Annotated in this window: 16 protein-coding genes; 7 read left to right on the top strand and 9 right to left on the bottom strand. The window is 70.5% G+C overall.

Annotated features, from left to right (window positions below):
• Positions 1-54: 54 nt before the first annotated feature.
• A complete protein-coding gene (locus tag G369_RS0111700) occupies positions 55-984 on the bottom strand; it encodes a LysR family transcriptional regulator (protein ID WP_019654187.1) in 930 nt (309 codons plus the stop codon).
• Positions 985-1,101: 117 nt separating this feature from the next.
• On the opposite strand from G369_RS0111700, the gene G369_RS0111695 reads away from it, so the two are divergent.
• Positions 1,102-1,974, top strand: a complete 873-nt coding sequence (locus G369_RS0111695) for an oxidoreductase (RefSeq protein ID WP_019654186.1) — start codon at positions 1,102-1,104, stop codon at positions 1,972-1,974.
• Positions 1,975-1,981: 7 nt separating this feature from the next.
• Here the strand turns inward: G369_RS0111695 and G369_RS0111690 are convergent, their stop codons facing one another.
• Entirely contained in the window at positions 1,982-2,626 is a 645-nt protein-coding gene (locus tag G369_RS0111690) for an ABC transporter ATP-binding protein (RefSeq protein ID WP_019654185.1), read from the bottom strand.
• 55 nt (positions 2,627-2,681) lie between these two features.
• On the opposite strand from G369_RS0111690, the gene G369_RS0111685 reads away from it, so the two are divergent.
• Positions 2,682-3,473 (top strand): hypothetical protein, encoded by a 792-nt coding sequence (locus G369_RS0111685; protein ID WP_019654184.1) that lies wholly within the window; start codon positions 2,682-2,684, stop codon positions 3,471-3,473.
• A gap of 16 nt (positions 3,474-3,489) precedes the next feature.
• Here the strand turns inward: G369_RS0111685 and G369_RS0111680 are convergent, their stop codons facing one another.
• On the bottom strand, positions 3,490-4,806 hold the full coding sequence (locus G369_RS0111680; RefSeq protein ID WP_019654183.1) for a CynX/NimT family MFS transporter: 1,317 nt from the start codon (positions 4,804-4,806) through the stop codon (positions 3,490-3,492).
• Positions 4,806-5,483, bottom strand: coding sequence for a FadR/GntR family transcriptional regulator (locus tag G369_RS0111675; RefSeq protein ID WP_019654182.1), 678 nt, complete (start codon positions 5,481-5,483; stop codon positions 4,806-4,808). Before G369_RS0111675 ends, G369_RS0111680 begins: the two co-directional genes overlap by 1 nt.
• 352 nt (positions 5,484-5,835) lie before the next feature.
• Between G369_RS0111675 and G369_RS0111670 the strand changes: the two genes are divergently transcribed.
• Positions 5,836-6,729 (top strand): LysR family transcriptional regulator, encoded by an 894-nt coding sequence (locus G369_RS0111670; RefSeq protein WP_019654181.1) that lies wholly within the window; start codon positions 5,836-5,838, stop codon positions 6,727-6,729.
• Position 6,730: 1 nt separating this feature from the next.
• Here G369_RS0111670 and pbpC read toward each other — a convergent pair whose 3' ends face one another.
• Complete coding sequence (gene pbpC / locus G369_RS0111665; protein WP_019654180.1) at positions 6,731-9,007, bottom strand: penicillin-binding protein 1C; 2,277 nt, start codon at positions 9,005-9,007, stop codon at positions 6,731-6,733.
• Positions 9,008-9,296: 289 nt separating this feature from the next.
• Between pbpC and G369_RS0111660 the strand changes: the two genes are divergently transcribed.
• Entirely contained in the window at positions 9,297-9,503 is a 207-nt protein-coding gene (locus G369_RS0111660) for a hypothetical protein (RefSeq protein WP_019654179.1), read from the top strand.
• 74 nt (positions 9,504-9,577) lie between these two features.
• Here the strand turns inward: G369_RS0111660 and G369_RS0111655 are convergent, their stop codons facing one another.
• The 4 genes from G369_RS0111655 to G369_RS0111640 all read right to left on the bottom strand — a co-directional run bounded on the left by G369_RS0111655 (position 9,578) and on the right by G369_RS0111640 (position 11,599).
• On the bottom strand, positions 9,578-10,204 hold the full coding sequence (locus G369_RS0111655) for a LysE family translocator (RefSeq protein ID WP_019654178.1): 627 nt from the start codon (positions 10,202-10,204) through the stop codon (positions 9,578-9,580).
• A 50-nt stretch (positions 10,205-10,254) separates the two neighbouring features.
• A complete protein-coding gene (locus tag G369_RS0111650) occupies positions 10,255-10,656 on the bottom strand; it encodes a GFA family protein (protein WP_019654177.1) in 402 nt (133 codons plus the stop codon).
• Between the two features lie 110 nt (positions 10,657-10,766).
• The gene (locus G369_RS0111645; RefSeq protein WP_019654176.1) at positions 10,767-11,048 is read right to left on the bottom strand and encodes a DUF2277 domain-containing protein; all 282 of its coding nucleotides are present in this window, start codon (positions 11,046-11,048) and stop codon (positions 10,767-10,769) included.
• A gap of 38 nt (positions 11,049-11,086) precedes the next feature.
• Positions 11,087-11,599 (bottom strand): GNAT family N-acetyltransferase, encoded by a 513-nt coding sequence (locus G369_RS0111640; protein ID WP_019654175.1) that lies wholly within the window; start codon positions 11,597-11,599, stop codon positions 11,087-11,089.
• A gap of 221 nt (positions 11,600-11,820) precedes the next feature.
• Here G369_RS0111640 and G369_RS35735 point away from each other — a divergent pair, with 221 nt between their 5' ends.
• The 3 genes from G369_RS35735 to G369_RS0111625 are packed head-to-tail and all read left to right on the top strand — an operon-like array spanning position 11,821 to position 14,068.
• Entirely contained in the window at positions 11,821-12,117 is a 297-nt protein-coding gene (locus tag G369_RS35735; protein WP_019654174.1) for a hypothetical protein, read from the top strand.
• Positions 12,118-12,141: 24 nt separating this feature from the next.
• Entirely contained in the window at positions 12,142-13,308 is a 1,167-nt protein-coding gene (locus G369_RS0111630) for a DUF3182 family protein (protein WP_019654173.1), read from the top strand.
• Positions 13,292-14,068, top strand: coding sequence for an alpha/beta hydrolase family protein (locus G369_RS0111625; RefSeq protein WP_019654172.1), 777 nt, complete (start codon positions 13,292-13,294; stop codon positions 14,066-14,068). The genes G369_RS0111630 and G369_RS0111625 overlap by 17 nt, the downstream gene beginning before the upstream one ends.
• Positions 14,069-14,138 lie beyond the last annotated feature (70 nt).

The following is a 14,138-nucleotide window of genomic DNA, read 5'->3' as shown; positions in this document are numbered from 1 at the left end:
CGCCGGGACCGTGTTTCGCCATGCGGGTTACCAAGCCCCGGCCGGAAGCGAGTCTTAAAGGGCCTCCGGCTGGCCGGAAACGGACTTTTCGAGCATTTCCCGGGCCAGGTCGACGAAGGCGCGCAGCTTGGGCGCCTGGGCCGCCCGGCGCGGAAAGTACAAGAAGAGCCCTGGCTCCCCGAAGGCCGAGCGCGGCAGCAGCTGGCGCAGCCGGCCTTCGCGCAGCTCGGCGCGCACCAGCGGCTCGAAGATGTAGGCGATGCCCACGTCGGCCAGCGCCAGGTCGCGGGCGTAGAGCGCGTCGGTGACCCGCACGGTGCCCGGCACCTCGACCGAGACATGGGCGCCGCCCTCGTCGCGCAGGTCCCAGGCGTAGACGCCGCCCGAAGTCACGAAGCGGAAGCCGATGCAGTTGTGCTGCTGCAGCGCCTCGATGCTGCGCGGCTCGCCGGCCATGGCCAGGTAGCGCGGCGTGGCCACCAGGATGGCCTCGAAGGGCGGGGTGAGGCGCACCGCCACCATGTCCTGCGCGACGGTGTGCCCAAGCCGCACGCCGGCGTCGTGGCCGCTCGCCACGATGTCGGCCAGCCCGTCGTCGCAGGTGATCTCGATCACCAGCCCCGGGTGGCGGCGCGCCATTTCGGCCACCAGCGGGGTCATGGCCAGCGGCAGCGCCACGTGAGGGGCGTTGACGCGCAGCACGCCGCCCACCCGCCCGAGCGACTCGCCGAAGCGGTCCACCGCGTCGGCGATCTCGCCCATGGCCGGGGCCAGCATGTCGATGAAGCCCGCGCCGGCCTCGGTCAGCCGCACGCTGCGGGTGGTGCGGGCAAAGATCGGCTGGCCCAGGTGGTCCTCGACGGCGCGCACCGCGTGGCTCACGGCCGAGGCGCTCATGCCCAGTTCGGCCGCCGCCGCGGCGAATCCGCCGCGCCGGTGCACCGCCAGCACGATCGCGAGATGCGGAAGCAGGTTGCGGTCCATTCATGCACTGTATCGCACAGTGCTTTCGATTTGAACTGGCTAGTCGTTGAGTGGGTTTGCTGGAACAGTCACGCCATGCCTTCACGGCAACCCTCAACCCCTCAAGGAGCCAGCCTCATGTCCAACGCCTCCAACATCGCCAGCACCTCCTCGCAAGCCCGCCAGACCTGGTTCATCACCGGTGCAGCCTCCGGTTTCGGCCACGCCTTCGCCGAGCACGCCCTGGCCCTGGGCCACAACGTGGTCGCCACCGCCCGCGACGCAAACCGCCTGGTCGACCTCGTGGCGCTGGCGCCCGACCGCGTGCTGGCCACCCCGCTCGACGTGGACGCGGCCGGTGCCGCCGAGGCCGCCGTGCAGGCCGCAGTCGCGCGCTTCGGCCGCATCGACGTGCTCGTCAACAACGCGGGCTACGGCGTGGTCGGCGCCCTCGAGGAAACGTCCGACGCAGAGCTGCGCGCGCTGATGAACACCAACTTCTTCGGCGCGATGGCCGTTACCCGTGCCGCGCTTCCGGTGCTGCGCGCGCAGAGGTCGGGCGCCATCGTCAACATCTCCAGCCTGGGCGGGCAGCTGTCGTTCGCGGGCTTCAGCGCCTATTCGGCTTCCAAGTTCGCACTGGAGGGCGCCTCGGAAGCGCTGGCGCAGGAGGTGGCGCCCTTCGGCATCAAGGTGCTGATCGTGGAGCCGGGCCAGTTCCGCACGCAGCTCGCGGGCAGCGGCATGCGCCACATGCCGGTGATCGAGGCCTACCAGCCGGTGGTGGGCGCCACCCGCGAGTTCGCGCACAGCATGCACAACACGCAGGCCGGCGATCCGCGCAAGGCGGCCGTGGCCATCGCGAAGGCGCTGCAAGCAGAGAACACGCCGCTGCGCCTGCCGCTGGGCGGCGACTCGGTCGACGCGGTGCGCGCCCATGCGCAGGCGATGCTCAAGGACATGGAGGCCTGGGAAGCCCTGAGCCGCAGCACCGACTTCGACCCGGCCTGAAGACGGGTCAGCCTTCGCGCAGCGGCAGTTCGATGGTGGCCGCGAGCGGCACGGTGTCGATGCGCGCCGCGCTGGCCACGATCACCGCCTGCTTCGACTGCGCCGCCAGTTCCGAGAGCGTGGCCCACAGGCAGCGCGTGGAGGGCATGTCGAGCCCGGCGGTCGGTTCGTCGAGCAGGACGAGCGGCCGGCCCGACGCGAGCCCGGCGGCCATCCACACCTTGCGCTTCGAACCGGTCGAGAGCATGAACATCTTCTTGTCGAGGTGCGGCGCCAGCGAGAAGCCGTCGGCGATGGCCTGCCACTTCGCGTGGTCGAAGCCGGCGTCGCCCTCGGCGAGGGAGGCCGTGCATTCGCGGGCCGTGAGCTGGTCGAAGCGGTCGGTCGTCGGGTCGACGAAGAACACCTGGCGGCGATAGGCCTCGGGCGCGCTGTCGAGGCTCGCGCCCGCCACCGTCAGCCGGCCCGAGGAGGCGGCCAGCGTGCCGGCGATCACCTGCAGCAGCGCCGACTTGCCCGTGCCGGTGTCGCCGTACAGCAGCGTGACGCCCGGGCCGACGGACGCGTTCCAGCCGGACACCAGCGCGGGTTGGTCGGGGTAGGCGAAACGCAGGGCGTCGATCCGGAGGAGGGCGGGAGAAGAAGGATTCATGGTCGCGTGCGACTTTATCAACCAGAAGCGCCGTCGCTGGCTACCATCCGGCTCCATGAGAAAGCTGCCGCTCCTGCTCGCCCTGCTGCCGTTCGCCGCTGCGGTGTCTGCCGCTCCCGATCTTTCCGCGCCGTCGGCGCAGGTGTTCGATGCGGTGAAGAAGCCCGATTCGATCGATGCGCAGTGGCGCACGCGGCTGTGCGCACTGCTGCCGCAGCCCTGCAACGCGCAGCAGCTGGGCCTCTACCGCCCGCGCGGCGCCGCGGCCGGCGACTACGTGGTGCTGTCCGCCGAGCCGCTCGCCATGGCGCGCATCAGGCGGGATGCAGGCGACGCGAAGGGCTGGCAGCTCGCTCGTCTCCATGATTTCTCCGACTACGCGCAGGCCCTGAAGAAAGACAGCGACGCCAGCCGTTCCGAGGCGCGCCTCTCGCTCGCGCCGGCGCTCTACCCGGTGGCCGAGGGCCGATGGGCCGTGGCCGTGCTGCAGACGGTGTCGGAAGGCTATTCGGGCGGCGGCGCGTCGTTCGACACCGCCGATTTCGTGCCGCTCGAAGGCGGCAAGGCGGTGCAGGAGGGCATTCCCTTCTCGTGCTCCAAGATGATCCGCGCCTGCTTCAGCGAGAAGGAATACAAGACCTCGAAGCACTGCCACGACGAGAGCTTCGGCAGCCTGCGCATCGCCTATGGCGAGACATTCAAGCCCGGCGCGCCCTACGACTGGCAATACACCTGGGTGCAGACCGAGTGGCCGCAGAACGAGCCGCGCAGCGCGGCGACCACCACGCGCGTGCTGTTCACCGCGAAGACCACCGAGCGCGCCGGCTTCTGCGGCGGGCCGCAGTAGGCAGCGGGCCCGCGCCTCAGTGGCGCGGCACGGTCGTCGTGCCCACGTGCATCGTGCGGCCTGCCCCCAGCCCCGCGATCACGAGCGCGATGCCCAGGCCGATGAAGAGCCACGACGAGGCGCGGAAGCTCCCCGTCCAGCCGTGCAGCAGCCCGGCCACCAGCGGCCCGAAGGCCGCCACCATGTAGCCCACGCCCTGCGCCATGCCCGAAAGATGCGCGGCCACGTGCGAGTCGGGCGAGCGCAGCACGATCATCGTGAGCGCCAGAGCGAAGGTGCCGCCTTGTGCGATGCCCAGCAGCACCGCCCAGGCCCACACGCCGAACACGCCGCCCAGCGGCGCGAACAGCATCGCCAGCATCGCGCCGACCGTCAGCAGCGCCAGCACGACCGCGAGGCCGCGCTGGTTGGGCAGCTTCACCGCCAGCGCCGGTATCACGAGGCAGGTCACCACCTGAGTCATGACCGACAGCGAAACCACGTAGCCGGCCGTCTCGCTGCCCAGCCCGCGCTCGCGCAGGATCGGCGCGAGCCAGCCCATCACGATGTAGGCGAGGGCGGACTGCAGGCCCATGAAGAAGGTGACCTGCCAGGCGAGCCGGTCGCTCCAGAGCCCGCGCACGGTGAAGCCCGATTCGCTCGCCACCGGCTTCACCGGCAGCGCCTGCGGCGCCCAGATCAGCGTGACCAGCGCAGCCGGGAGCGCCCACATCGCGAGCGCCATGGTCCAGCCGCCGCCCAGCGCGTGCTCGATCGGCACCGTGAGGCCGGCCGCGCTGGCCGCGCCACCGCAGACGGCCATGGTGTAGAGGCCCATCATCAGCGCCGCCTGCGAGGCGAAGTCGCGCTTGACCAGGCCCGACAGCAGCACGTTCGACACCGCGATGCCGCTGCCCGCGATGGCCGAGGCCAGGAACAGCAGCGGGATGTTGCCGGTGCCGCGCAGCACCGTGCCGACCAGGATCAGCACCATGCAGCCGAGCAGCGTGCGCTCGGTGCCGAAGCGCTGGCCCAGGCCGGGCGCGAGCGGCGCGAAGACGCCGAGGCAGACGATCGGCAGCGTGGTCAGCAAGCTGGCGGCGGTGGCCGAGAGGCCGGTGGCCTTGATGATTTCGGGCAGCACCACCGAGAGGCTGGCGAACACCGGGCGCAGGTTGAAGGCGATCAGCACCACGCTGGCGCCCAGCAGGATGCGGCGCGCGAGCGTCGGTGCCGGCGTGGGGCGCGGCGCGGGCAGGCTGTCGGCCTCCGCGTCGATCAGCAGTTCGTCGCTGGAGTGGCGCGGCGAAGCGGGAGCGGCGGCGTTGCTGCGTGCGAGGGTGGCCGAGTTCATCACGAGCCCAGCGCCAGCGCGTTGATCATCGGCGACATGAAGGTGCGCACCGCGGCGGCGGCCACGTCGGGGTCGCGGCTGGCGATGCCTTCGATGACGGCGCGGTGCGCCGCCTCGTCGGGCTCGGGCAGGGCGGTCCCCAGCGAGCTCGCGATGGTCTCCTTGATGTAGCCGGTGATGAAGCGGCACGTCTCGGCCAGCGCGAGGTTGCCCGAGATGTCGACGATGGCGAGGTGGAACGCGAGGTCGCGCTCGATGAAGGCCGCGCCGTTGTCGGCAGGGTCGAAGCTGCCTCGCTTGTCCAGCAGAGTGTGCAGGCGGCGCAGGTCGCGCGCCGTGTGGCGAACCGCGGCGAGCCGGGCGGCTTCCACTTCGAGCGCGCGGCGCACCTCGAACTGGTCGCGCAGGCTGGCGAGCCGCATCTTCTGCAGGCTGGACGACGGATCGAAACCCGAGCGCACATAGGTGCCCGAGCCCTGGCGCACTTCGAGCAGGCCGCGCGACACCAGCGTCTTGACCGCCTCGCGCACCGTGCCGCGGCTCACCCCCAGCAACTGGGCGAGCTGCGGCTCGATCGGAATGCGGGAGCCGACGGGCCAGCGGCCGGCGGAGATCTCGGCGCGGATGCTGTCGGCGGCGGTGTCTGCGAGCGAAGTACGGGGAGCTTGGACAAGCATCGGGAGTAGGCCTGGTCGTTCAATGATTGGATGAATTTTGCCCCCAAACAGAGACCGGACTATCCACGCGGCGATTGACCCGGAACGCCCCATTTCCAGAAACCGAAGCGCCTTCTAAGGACCACGCAAGCCGTTTTCGCGGATTTGTCCTCAATAAGTGAATTTTTCCCGACCTTCAGCGACTGATGTCGAAAGTGTTGCTCCGCCAGACCTGACTGTCAGAAAATGAAACTAAAGGTAGCTTGTGAATCCGCAGGTTGCCTCCGCCACGCAATCGGCCTTCTTCCGGCCGCTGGCACGGATTTGAGGGAGCGCAACAAGCAATGGGACCGCCTCGAGCGATGGAAGCGTCATGAAGGACTTCTCTTTGTCGGACGTGCGGCTGTTCGCCAAGGCCGCGCAGCTCGGGGGGCTGACCCCCGCAGCCGAAGTGCTCAAGGTGCCCAAGGCTTCGGCGTCGCGCCAGCTCCAGCGGCTGGAGGCCACCGTGGGGCACCTGCTGCTGCATCGCGGCGCCACCCGCTTCGCGCTGACCGAGGAAGGGCGGGAGTTCCTGGCGGCGGCCCAGCACGCGCTGACGATCCTCGACGACGTCATGCTGAACCTGTCGTCCGACGGCGGCGCGGTCTCCGGGCGGCTTCGCGTGGCCGTGCCGCACTACTACGGCCGCGAACTGCTGATGAAGCACCTGCCCGCCTTCATGACCGCCTACCCGCGCCTGGAGGTCGCGATCGAGACCGGGACGAACCGTGCCGACCTGCAGCGCTACACGGCCGACGTGGCCATCCGCTGCGGACGCGACGACGGCGACGCGCTGGTGCTGCGCTCCCTGGCGCTGGAGCCGCTGATGCTGTGCGCCGCGCCGTCGTATCTCGCGCGCCATGCCCCGGTCGCGGACCTGCACGACCTCGCGGCCCACCGGTTCCTGACCACCGACGCCGACGGCCGCAAGCGCGAGATCGGCCTCGCGACCGCCGAGAAGACGCACCGCGTGCGCGTGGAAAGCGTGTTCCAGTCGGACGACCCAGAAATGGTCCTGCGCCTCGCGCTCTCGGGCCGCGGCATCGCGCTGCTGCCGCAGTCGCTCGCGCGCCCGCAGGTCGACGGCGCCGCCCTGGTGCAGGTGCTGCCCTCGCTCGCGCTGAAGCCGCACGACATTTATCTGAGCTACCTGCCCGCGCGCCGCAACACACCGAAGATCCGGACCTTCGTCGACTACTTCCTCGAAGTGTTCCGCGCCGCCTGAATCAGCGGCGCGCGCCGCCGTTGTTCTTCGCCACCACGCCCGCGCCGCGCACCTCGATCCTGCGCTGGTCGGCCACCTTGCCGCCTGCGTCCACCAGCTCGATCACGTGGCGGCCCGGCCATGGGAACCACTGCACGGTGTTGCCGCGCGCCAGCGGCTTGCCGTCGACGCGCCACTGCACGCCGCGGCCTTCCGAATCGAAGCGCACGCGCTGGCGCTGCGGCGGGATGTCGGGGTCCAGCGCGATGATGGTGCCGTCGGCCGGCGCAGTGATGCGCGCGGAGCCGGAAGCATCGGTCGCCATGCCGGTGTCGAGCGCGAAGAGCGGCTGTTCCGTGCCCTGCAGGAACCACTCGCTGCGCGATGCCTCCAGCGCATTGCCGTCGCCGCCGGGGCCGAAGCTCACCTGCATCTCGACCAGCCCTGCCGGCGGCGATGGCGCGTGGCTGGGCTCGCGCGCGTGCAGGAAGCGCATCACCTCGGCCCACACCGGCGCGGCGCCGCTGGTGCCGCTCACGTCCCACATCGACTCGCCGCTGGCGTTGCCCACCCACACGCCCACGGTGTAGCGCTGCGACCAGCCCACGGCCCAGTTGTCGCGCATGTCCTTGCTGGTGCCGGTCTTCACGGCCGTCCAGAAGCGGGTGGAAAGAATGCTGTCGAGGCCGAAGGTGCGCGTGCGCGCATTGGGGTCGGACAGGATGTCGCCCACGATGAAGGCCGCGCGCGGATCGATCAGCGGCGCGGGCGCGGCGGAAGCGGCCTTGGGTTTCTCCGCAGGCTTCGGCGTCAGCGTCGTCGTCGCGTAGCGCCCGCCGTTGGCCAGCATGCGGTAGGCATTGGTGAGCGACAGCAGCGACACCTCGGCGCTGCCGAGCGCGAGGCTGTAGCCGTAGTAGTCGCCGCTCTCGCGCAGCGGCAGGCCGGCAGCGCGCAGCTCGCGCGCGAAGGCCTCGGGCGACACCATCACCAGCGTGCGCACGGCGGGCACGTTGAGCGATGCGGCCAGCGCGGTGCGCGCCGACACAGGGCCCTTGAAGCGGCGGTCGTAGTTCTGCGGGATGTACAGGCCACTGGCGGTGCTGATCTGCGCCGAAGAGTCCTCGATCAGCGAGGCCGCCGTGATGCGCTTCTCGGCGATCGCCTGGGCGTAGAGCAGCGGCTTGAGCGTGGAGCCGGGCTGGCGCAGCGCGGTGACGCCGTCGACCTCTGCGGCCTGGCTCAGCGGACCGGAGGAGCCGACCCAGGCGAGCACCTCGCCGGTCGCGTTGTCGAGCACGACGAGGGCGCCGTCTTCCACGTGCCGGTCGCGCAGCTCGCGCAGGTGGCGCTGCAGCGTGTCGAGCGCGAAGCGCTGCAGCGGCGCGCGCAGGGTGGTGCGCACGCCGGTCTCCTTGTCCTTCTCCTTGCCCTTCGGCGCGGGCGCTGCGCTGGCGGCAGCGGGCGCGGCCGCCGCGTTCGCGTCGCGAATCTCGCGCAGCACGCGCCGCGCGGCATGCGGCGCGATTCCTTCGTTGGGCTCGAAGGCGCGCCGCTGAACCGCGGCGCTGGTGAACATGTCGAGCGCCTCGCAGTCGGTCTTCTGCTGCGGCTCCATGGTGCGCAGCACCTCGCAGGCGCGCTGTGCCACCGCGGCGGGCTTGGCGTTGGGGGCGCGCACCAGCGCCGCCGCCACGCTGGCCTCGCGTGCGTCGAGGCCGCTGGGCGCCTTGCCGAAGAGCGTGCGCGAGAGCGCGTCGATGCCCACGATCTCGCCGCGGAACGGCACGGTGTTGAGGTACGCCTCCAGGATCTGGTCCTTGCGCCAGTTGCGCTCCAGCTGCGCGGCCGCCACCGTCTGCCCGATCTTCTGGGTGAAGCTGCGTCCGCCCGAACTGCGGCGCAGGTCGTCGTCGAGCAGGCCCGACAGCTGCATCGTGATGGTCGAGGCGCCGCGGGTGCGCGTGTTCCAGAGGTTGCCCCAGGCAGCGGCCGAGACCGCGCGCCAGTCGATGCCGCTGTGTTCGTAGAAACGCTTGTCCTCGCTGAGCACCATGGCCGTGCGCAGCGCGGGCGACACGTCGGCCAGCGCGGTCCACTGGCCGCGGCGCACGGTGGGGTCGGTGCGCACGCGCTGCAGCAGTTCTCCGTTGCGGTCGAGCACGGCGGTGTCTGACGAGCGGAAATCGCGCTTCACCTCCTCGAAGCTCACCACCGCCCCGGCCGTGTGGGCCCATGCCGCGGCGATCAGCAGGGCTGCGAGGGACTTGCGGGAAAGAGCGAAGGGGGCTGGCTTCATCGGAGGAAAGGAACCGGTATCCAAAGGCAGGACTTGGCGCAAAGGCATGGGCGCCGTCATTCTCTCTCGGTGCGGGCCACGGGAACCGCGCCTACCGTGCGACGGGCTGCGCGCCGCCTTTCAGCGCCCGGGCCGCGAGGCAGATTGCAGATCGGGCGCCACATCCGGTAACGAACTTCACGCGAGGGCTTCAAAGCGGAAACCCGGCGCGTACCGGCGTGGTCTTCAATGCACTACCGGCTCGCAGGAGGCGAAGCCCGGTTCCACAAACATTCCAAGGAGAACTCGCATGACGAAGACATTGGCGATCCTGCTGGCCGCATCGGCCATCCTCGCAGGCTGCGTGGTCGCACCCTACGACCGTCCGCCGCCGCCGCGTCCGCACTACGGCGACCGCGACCGCGACGGCGTGCCCAACCGCTACGACCGTGACCGCGACGGCGATGGCGTTCCGAACCGCTACGACCGCAACCCCAACAATCCGTACCGCAACTGATCCGTGGCGTGACGAACAAAAGGCCGCGAAGCTCTACGCTTCGCGGCCTTTCTCTTGTTGGAGCAGGCGATCGCTCAGCCCGGTCGGCGCGCCATCAACGCCCAGATGCCTGCGGCGCTCAGCAGCGAGCCGCCTGCCAGGTTGAAGCGCCGCTGCGCGCGCGGCGAAGACAGCAGCCTGCGCGCCGATCCCGCGAACACCGCGTAGAGCGTGGCGTTGGTCGCGGCCAGCACCACGAAGGTGACGGCCAGCACCCACAGCTGGCGCGTCACGTCGGCGGCCGGGCTGATGAACTGCGGCAGGAAGGCCACGAAGAACACGATGCCCTTGGGGTTGAGCGCAGTCACCAGGTAGGTGTTGGCGAACAGGCGCAGCCGCGACGCGGGCGCTGCAGGCGTGGCGATCTCGGTGGACGAGATGCCTGCGCGCAGCAGCCTGACGCCGAGGTACAGCAGGTACAGCCCGCCGGCCCACTTCACCACGGTGAACCAGAAGGCGGAAGCCGCGAGCAGCGCGCCCAGCCCCAGCAGCGACACCACCAGCGCGGTGGAGTCGCCGAGCGCCACGGCCGCCACCAGCGGCAGCTTGGCGCGGCGGCCGTGAGACATCGAATAGCTGATCACCGTGAGGATGGTCGGCCCGGGAATGACGAGCATCAGGGCGGAGGCCGCGACGAAGGCGAGCCAGAGTTCGATGGGCATGGGCTTTTTTCTCCGGAGTGTGGTTGTCGTGGGAATGGATCTTGTCGTCGTCAGATGCCGATGGCCGTGCGTGCGACGTGCCAGGTGCCGCGGTGGCCGTCCACGTAGCTGATCGGCGAGCTCGCAAGGTCGTCGAGGTCCACGTCGTCCAGGCAGGTCACGTTCACGCCGTAGGCGCTCTCGCCGGTCTGGGGCGAATGGCCCACGCCGAAGGCGCGCACGCCGCAGTGCCTGCAGACGATGTAGTGGCTGTTGCGGGTGTCGAGCATCTGCTCGCTGAGTTCCGACTCTCCTTCGATCAGCCGGAAGGCGTCGGTCGCGACGATGGCGGGCCAGAAGCGGGTCTGGGTGCAGATGGAGCAATTGCAGCGCAGCGTGCCCAGGCTGAGGTCGATGTCGGCCTCGAATCTCACGGCGCCGCAGTGGCAGCCTCCTGTGTAGGTCTTTTTCATGTGCTCGGGCTTCGCATGATGGTGCTGGAAAGCACCATATCAAAGGCCGCGCAACGGCGCTGCGCTGTGGGCATGCGCATGGCCCGCCGTGCGCGCGGCGCCGGGCGCGCTCAGGCGGAGGGGCCGCTGCCGAAGCGCAGCGCCGAGCGGGCGCGGGCGCGCTCGGCTTCCACCGCACGGTCGCGCGGCTCGGCCGTGGTGACCAGCGAGTCGATCAGCCGCGCCGCGGTGGCGGCCACCTCGTCGACGGCCCGGTTGAACGTCTCCTCGTTGGCCCTGGAGGGCACGTTGAAGCCGCTGAGCTTGCGCACGAACTGCAGCGCGGCGGCGCGGATCTCCTGCTCGGTGGCGGGCGGCTCGAAGTTGTAGAGGGTCTTGATGCTGCGGCACATGGGAGCACTCCATTCGGCGACGGTCGACGCCGTTCAGTTCAGTCTAGGGCCTGTTCGGGCTGTCGAAGCAGCGCCATCGCGTGGCAGTCGAGGTAGGCGCCGTCGATGCGCACCGCGCGGCGCAGGAGGCCTTCATGCTCGAAGCCCAGGCGCTCGTAGAGCATCCTGGCTGGGGCGTTGTCGGCGCGCACCGAAAGCTCGATGCGCGTCAGCCCGCGCTCCCACGACTTGCCGATGGCCGCCTGCAGCAGCCGCGTGCCCAGCCCGAGCCCGCGTGCCTCGGGCACCAGGGCGATGCCCAGGACGCCGACGTGCTGGCGCGAATGCCCGAACACCGGCGACACGTCGCACCAGCCGACCACGCGGTCGCCGTCGAGCGCCACGAAGTGCGGGAAATCGCTCGAGATCACGCCGCGATAGAAGTCGATCGACTTCGCCAGCGGCGGCGCCTGCGTCAGCGCGAGGTATTTCTTCTCACGCGCGACGATGTCCAGCGCCCGGTGCAGGCTTTCGAAGTGGGGCTCGGCCGTCGGCTCGACGGTGCAGTTCATTCCTCGGACTCCTTGGCTGTTGCGCCATGCGCTGCAACGGGCCTGCGGGGCCGTCGGGGCCGGCCGGCGATGGCTGCGTGAATGGCAGGGCGTTGCACGATAGCCGATGCACGGCCCCGCCTCGCCGGACAGGTCCCACACGCAAGGGCAGCGCCTTCCCACCGAGCGCGGCGCGCGCCCGCCCAACATGCGGGGTGAACAGCCTGGAGGTTCATACCATCATGACCACGAAACATCAGCAAGGGCAGCCCCAAGACAGAGAAGACAGGAAGCCCCCGACGGCGGAAACCCCGGAATCGCCGGGGAAGTTTCCCTTTCCCACCTCCGGCAATCCCGAGCAGGGGCGGGCCGAATCCGCCAAGCCGCTGCCGCAGCCTTCGAGCGAGGAGGCGCTGGACAGCGGCGTGGAGGAATCCTTTCCCGCCAGCGACCCGGTATCCGTCACCGTGACCAAGGTGAAGCTGCCTTCCTCCGAGCAGAAGAAGGACGCCGAAGAGAAGCAGGCCGGCAAGGGCTGAGGCCCGGCGGAACGAGCCATCGCCGTGGAAGCGCTTTCCCTGGCCGAGCCCCGGCCGGCCGATGCGGCCGCCGGCCCCTGCGGCGTCGTCACCCTCGACGTGGATTCGCGCGGCTACTGCAGCGAGCATGAGCACGCCACCCGCGCGCACTACGGGCAGCGGCTGGCGGCGCTGATCGGCTGCGCCTTCGAGGGCGAGTACGCCGCCGCCGCGCCGCCCGGCTCACGGCACTACTTCGTGCCCAGCGACACGCTTTCCGACCCGGCCCGCGTGCGCGCCCTGGGCATCCTCGGCGTGGACGACCTCTTCGGCGGCGTGGTGCCGTATGGCTTCGTCGCCACCAAGGTCATCAGCCATCCGCTGATCGGCGGGGGCGATGCGGCCCGGCCGCAAGGCTGGTCGACCCGCTTCGCCGGCGAGGTCGGCGACGCCACGCTGCCGGGCTTCTCCTGCTTCGGCGCCGATGAGGCGATGAGGGCGGGGCGCGCGATGCTCGGTGCAGGCGCCGTGCGCCTGAAGCGGGTGACCGCGACCGGCGGGCGAGGGCAGATCGTCGTCGACAGCGCGCAGGAGCTCGACAACTGCATCGGCGCGATGGACCAGGCCGACATCGGGCGGCACGGCCTCGTGCTCGAGGCGAACCTGCAGGATCCCATCACCTGGAGCGTCGGCCAGGTGCTGGTGGCGGGCATGGTCGTGAGCTACTACGGCGTGCAGCGCACCACCAGCGACAACGCCGGCGAGGAGGTCTATGGCGGCTCCGACCTCGTGATGCGGCGCGGCGGCTTCGACGCGCTGATCGCCGGCATCGTCTCGCCCTCGCTTCGCCGGGCGGTCGAGCAGGCGCGGCGCTATCACTGCGCGGTGAGCGACTGCTACCCCGGCTTCTTCGCCTCGCGCGTGAACTACGACGTCGCGCAGGGCGCCGACCGCAGCGGCCAGTGGCGCTCGGGCGTCCTGGAGCAGTCGTGGCGCGTGGGCGGCGCGACCGGTGCGGAGATCGCGGGGCTGGAGGTGTTTCGCGCCGACCCCGGGCGGCACGAGGTGCGCGCCTCGTGCTTCGAGGTCTATGGCGCTTCGGCGCCGGTGCCCGCCGGCGCCATCGTGGCCTATCAGGGGACGGACAGCCGCGTCGGGCCGCTCGTCAAGTACACGACCCTGCCCGGAGAGCACCATGCCGACGCGCCGTAGCACCATCGACATACCGGTCGACGGCCAGCACATCGAAGGCACCTTGTTCGCCGCCTCGACCACCGTGCCCGGCGTGCTGCTGGTGCACGGCTGGGACGGCAGCCAGGAGCAGTACGCCAAGCGCGCGAACGAACTCGCCGCCCTGGGCTGCGTGTGCCTGACCTTCGACCTGCGCGGCCATGCTCGCCATGCCGCGCGGCGCATGGAGGTGACCCGCGAGGACAACCTGCGCGACGTGCTCGCGGCCTACGACGCGCTGGTCAGCCACCCGACGGTCGATCCGGCGGCGATCGCCATCGTCGGCAGCAGCTACGGCGGCTACCTGGCGGCGCTGGTCAGCGCGATGCGGCCGGTGCGCTGGCTGGCGCTGCGAGCGCCCGCGCTCTACCGCGACGGCGAGTGGGACACGCCCAAGGGCGCGCTCAGCCGCTCCGACCTGGTCGCCTACCGCCGCTCGCTGGTCGGCCCCAAGGACAACCGCGCGCTCGCGGCCTGCGCGGCCTTCGCGGGCGACGTGCTCATCGTGGAATCGGAGCACGACCAGATCGTGCCGCACCCGGTGGTCGAGAACTACCTCGGCGCCTTCAAGCGCGTGAAGTCGGTGACCTACCGAGTGCTCTCCGGCGCGGACCACGCGCTCTCGAAGCAGGAGTGGCGCCAGGCCTACGGTTCGCTGCTGGTGTCGTGGCTCACGGAGATGACCCTGGGCGCCCAGGCGACGGCCACATTGACCAAGCCGGTGGCCAGCGCGACCGCCTGAGAGGCGGAGTCGCCTGGCGGGGAACGGGCGCGGCAGGACACCCCATGCGAATGCTGCGCGTGGCTTGAGC

Origin of the sequence: Variovorax atrisoli 110B (assembly GCF_000382045.1) — a bacterium.
Lineage (GTDB): Bacteria > Pseudomonadota > Gammaproteobacteria > Burkholderiales > Burkholderiaceae_C > Variovorax > Variovorax atrisoli.
Note: the sequence above shows the minus strand (reverse complement) of the source record. Positions and strands in the feature narration are given on the sequence as shown.

What these genes read in the sequence shown, in the direction of transcription:
- G369_RS35735 (WP_019654174.1), top strand. Translation starts at nt 11,821, where the DNA reads ATGACCACGAAACATCAGCAAGGGCAGCCCCAAGACAGAGAAGACAGG.
- G369_RS0111655 (WP_019654178.1), bottom strand. Translation starts at nt 10,204, where the DNA reads ATGCCCATCGAACTCTGGCTCGCCTTCGTCGCGGCCTCCGCCCTGATG.
- G369_RS0111690 (WP_019654185.1), bottom strand. Translation starts at nt 2,626, where the DNA reads ATGAATCCTTCTTCTCCCGCCCTCCTCCGGATCGACGCCCTGCGTTTC.
- G369_RS0111625 (WP_019654172.1), top strand. Translation starts at nt 13,292, where the DNA reads ATGCCGACGCGCCGTAGCACCATCGACATACCGGTCGACGGCCAGCAC.
- G369_RS0111675 (WP_019654182.1), bottom strand. Translation starts at nt 5,483, where the DNA reads ATGCTTGTCCAAGCTCCCCGTACTTCGCTCGCAGACACCGCCGCCGAC.
- G369_RS0111695 (WP_019654186.1), top strand. Translation starts at nt 1,102, where the DNA reads ATGTCCAACGCCTCCAACATCGCCAGCACCTCCTCGCAAGCCCGCCAG.
- pbpC (WP_019654180.1), bottom strand. Translation starts at nt 9,007, where the DNA reads ATGAAGCCAGCCCCCTTCGCTCTTTCCCGCAAGTCCCTCGCAGCCCTG.
- G369_RS0111650 (WP_019654177.1), bottom strand. Translation starts at nt 10,656, where the DNA reads ATGAAAAAGACCTACACAGGAGGCTGCCACTGCGGCGCCGTGAGATTC.
- G369_RS0111700 (WP_019654187.1), bottom strand. Translation starts at nt 984, where the DNA reads ATGGACCGCAACCTGCTTCCGCATCTCGCGATCGTGCTGGCGGTGCAC.
- G369_RS0111660 (WP_019654179.1), top strand. Translation starts at nt 9,297, where the DNA reads ATGACGAAGACATTGGCGATCCTGCTGGCCGCATCGGCCATCCTCGCA.
- G369_RS0111670 (WP_019654181.1), top strand. Translation starts at nt 5,836, where the DNA reads ATGAAGGACTTCTCTTTGTCGGACGTGCGGCTGTTCGCCAAGGCCGCG.
- G369_RS0111645 (WP_019654176.1), bottom strand. Translation starts at nt 11,048, where the DNA reads ATGTGCCGCAGCATCAAGACCCTCTACAACTTCGAGCCGCCCGCCACC.
- G369_RS0111640 (WP_019654175.1), bottom strand. Translation starts at nt 11,599, where the DNA reads ATGAACTGCACCGTCGAGCCGACGGCCGAGCCCCACTTCGAAAGCCTG.
- G369_RS0111680 (WP_019654183.1), bottom strand. Translation starts at nt 4,806, where the DNA reads ATGAACTCGGCCACCCTCGCACGCAGCAACGCCGCCGCTCCCGCTTCG.
- G369_RS0111685 (WP_019654184.1), top strand. Translation starts at nt 2,682, where the DNA reads ATGAGAAAGCTGCCGCTCCTGCTCGCCCTGCTGCCGTTCGCCGCTGCG.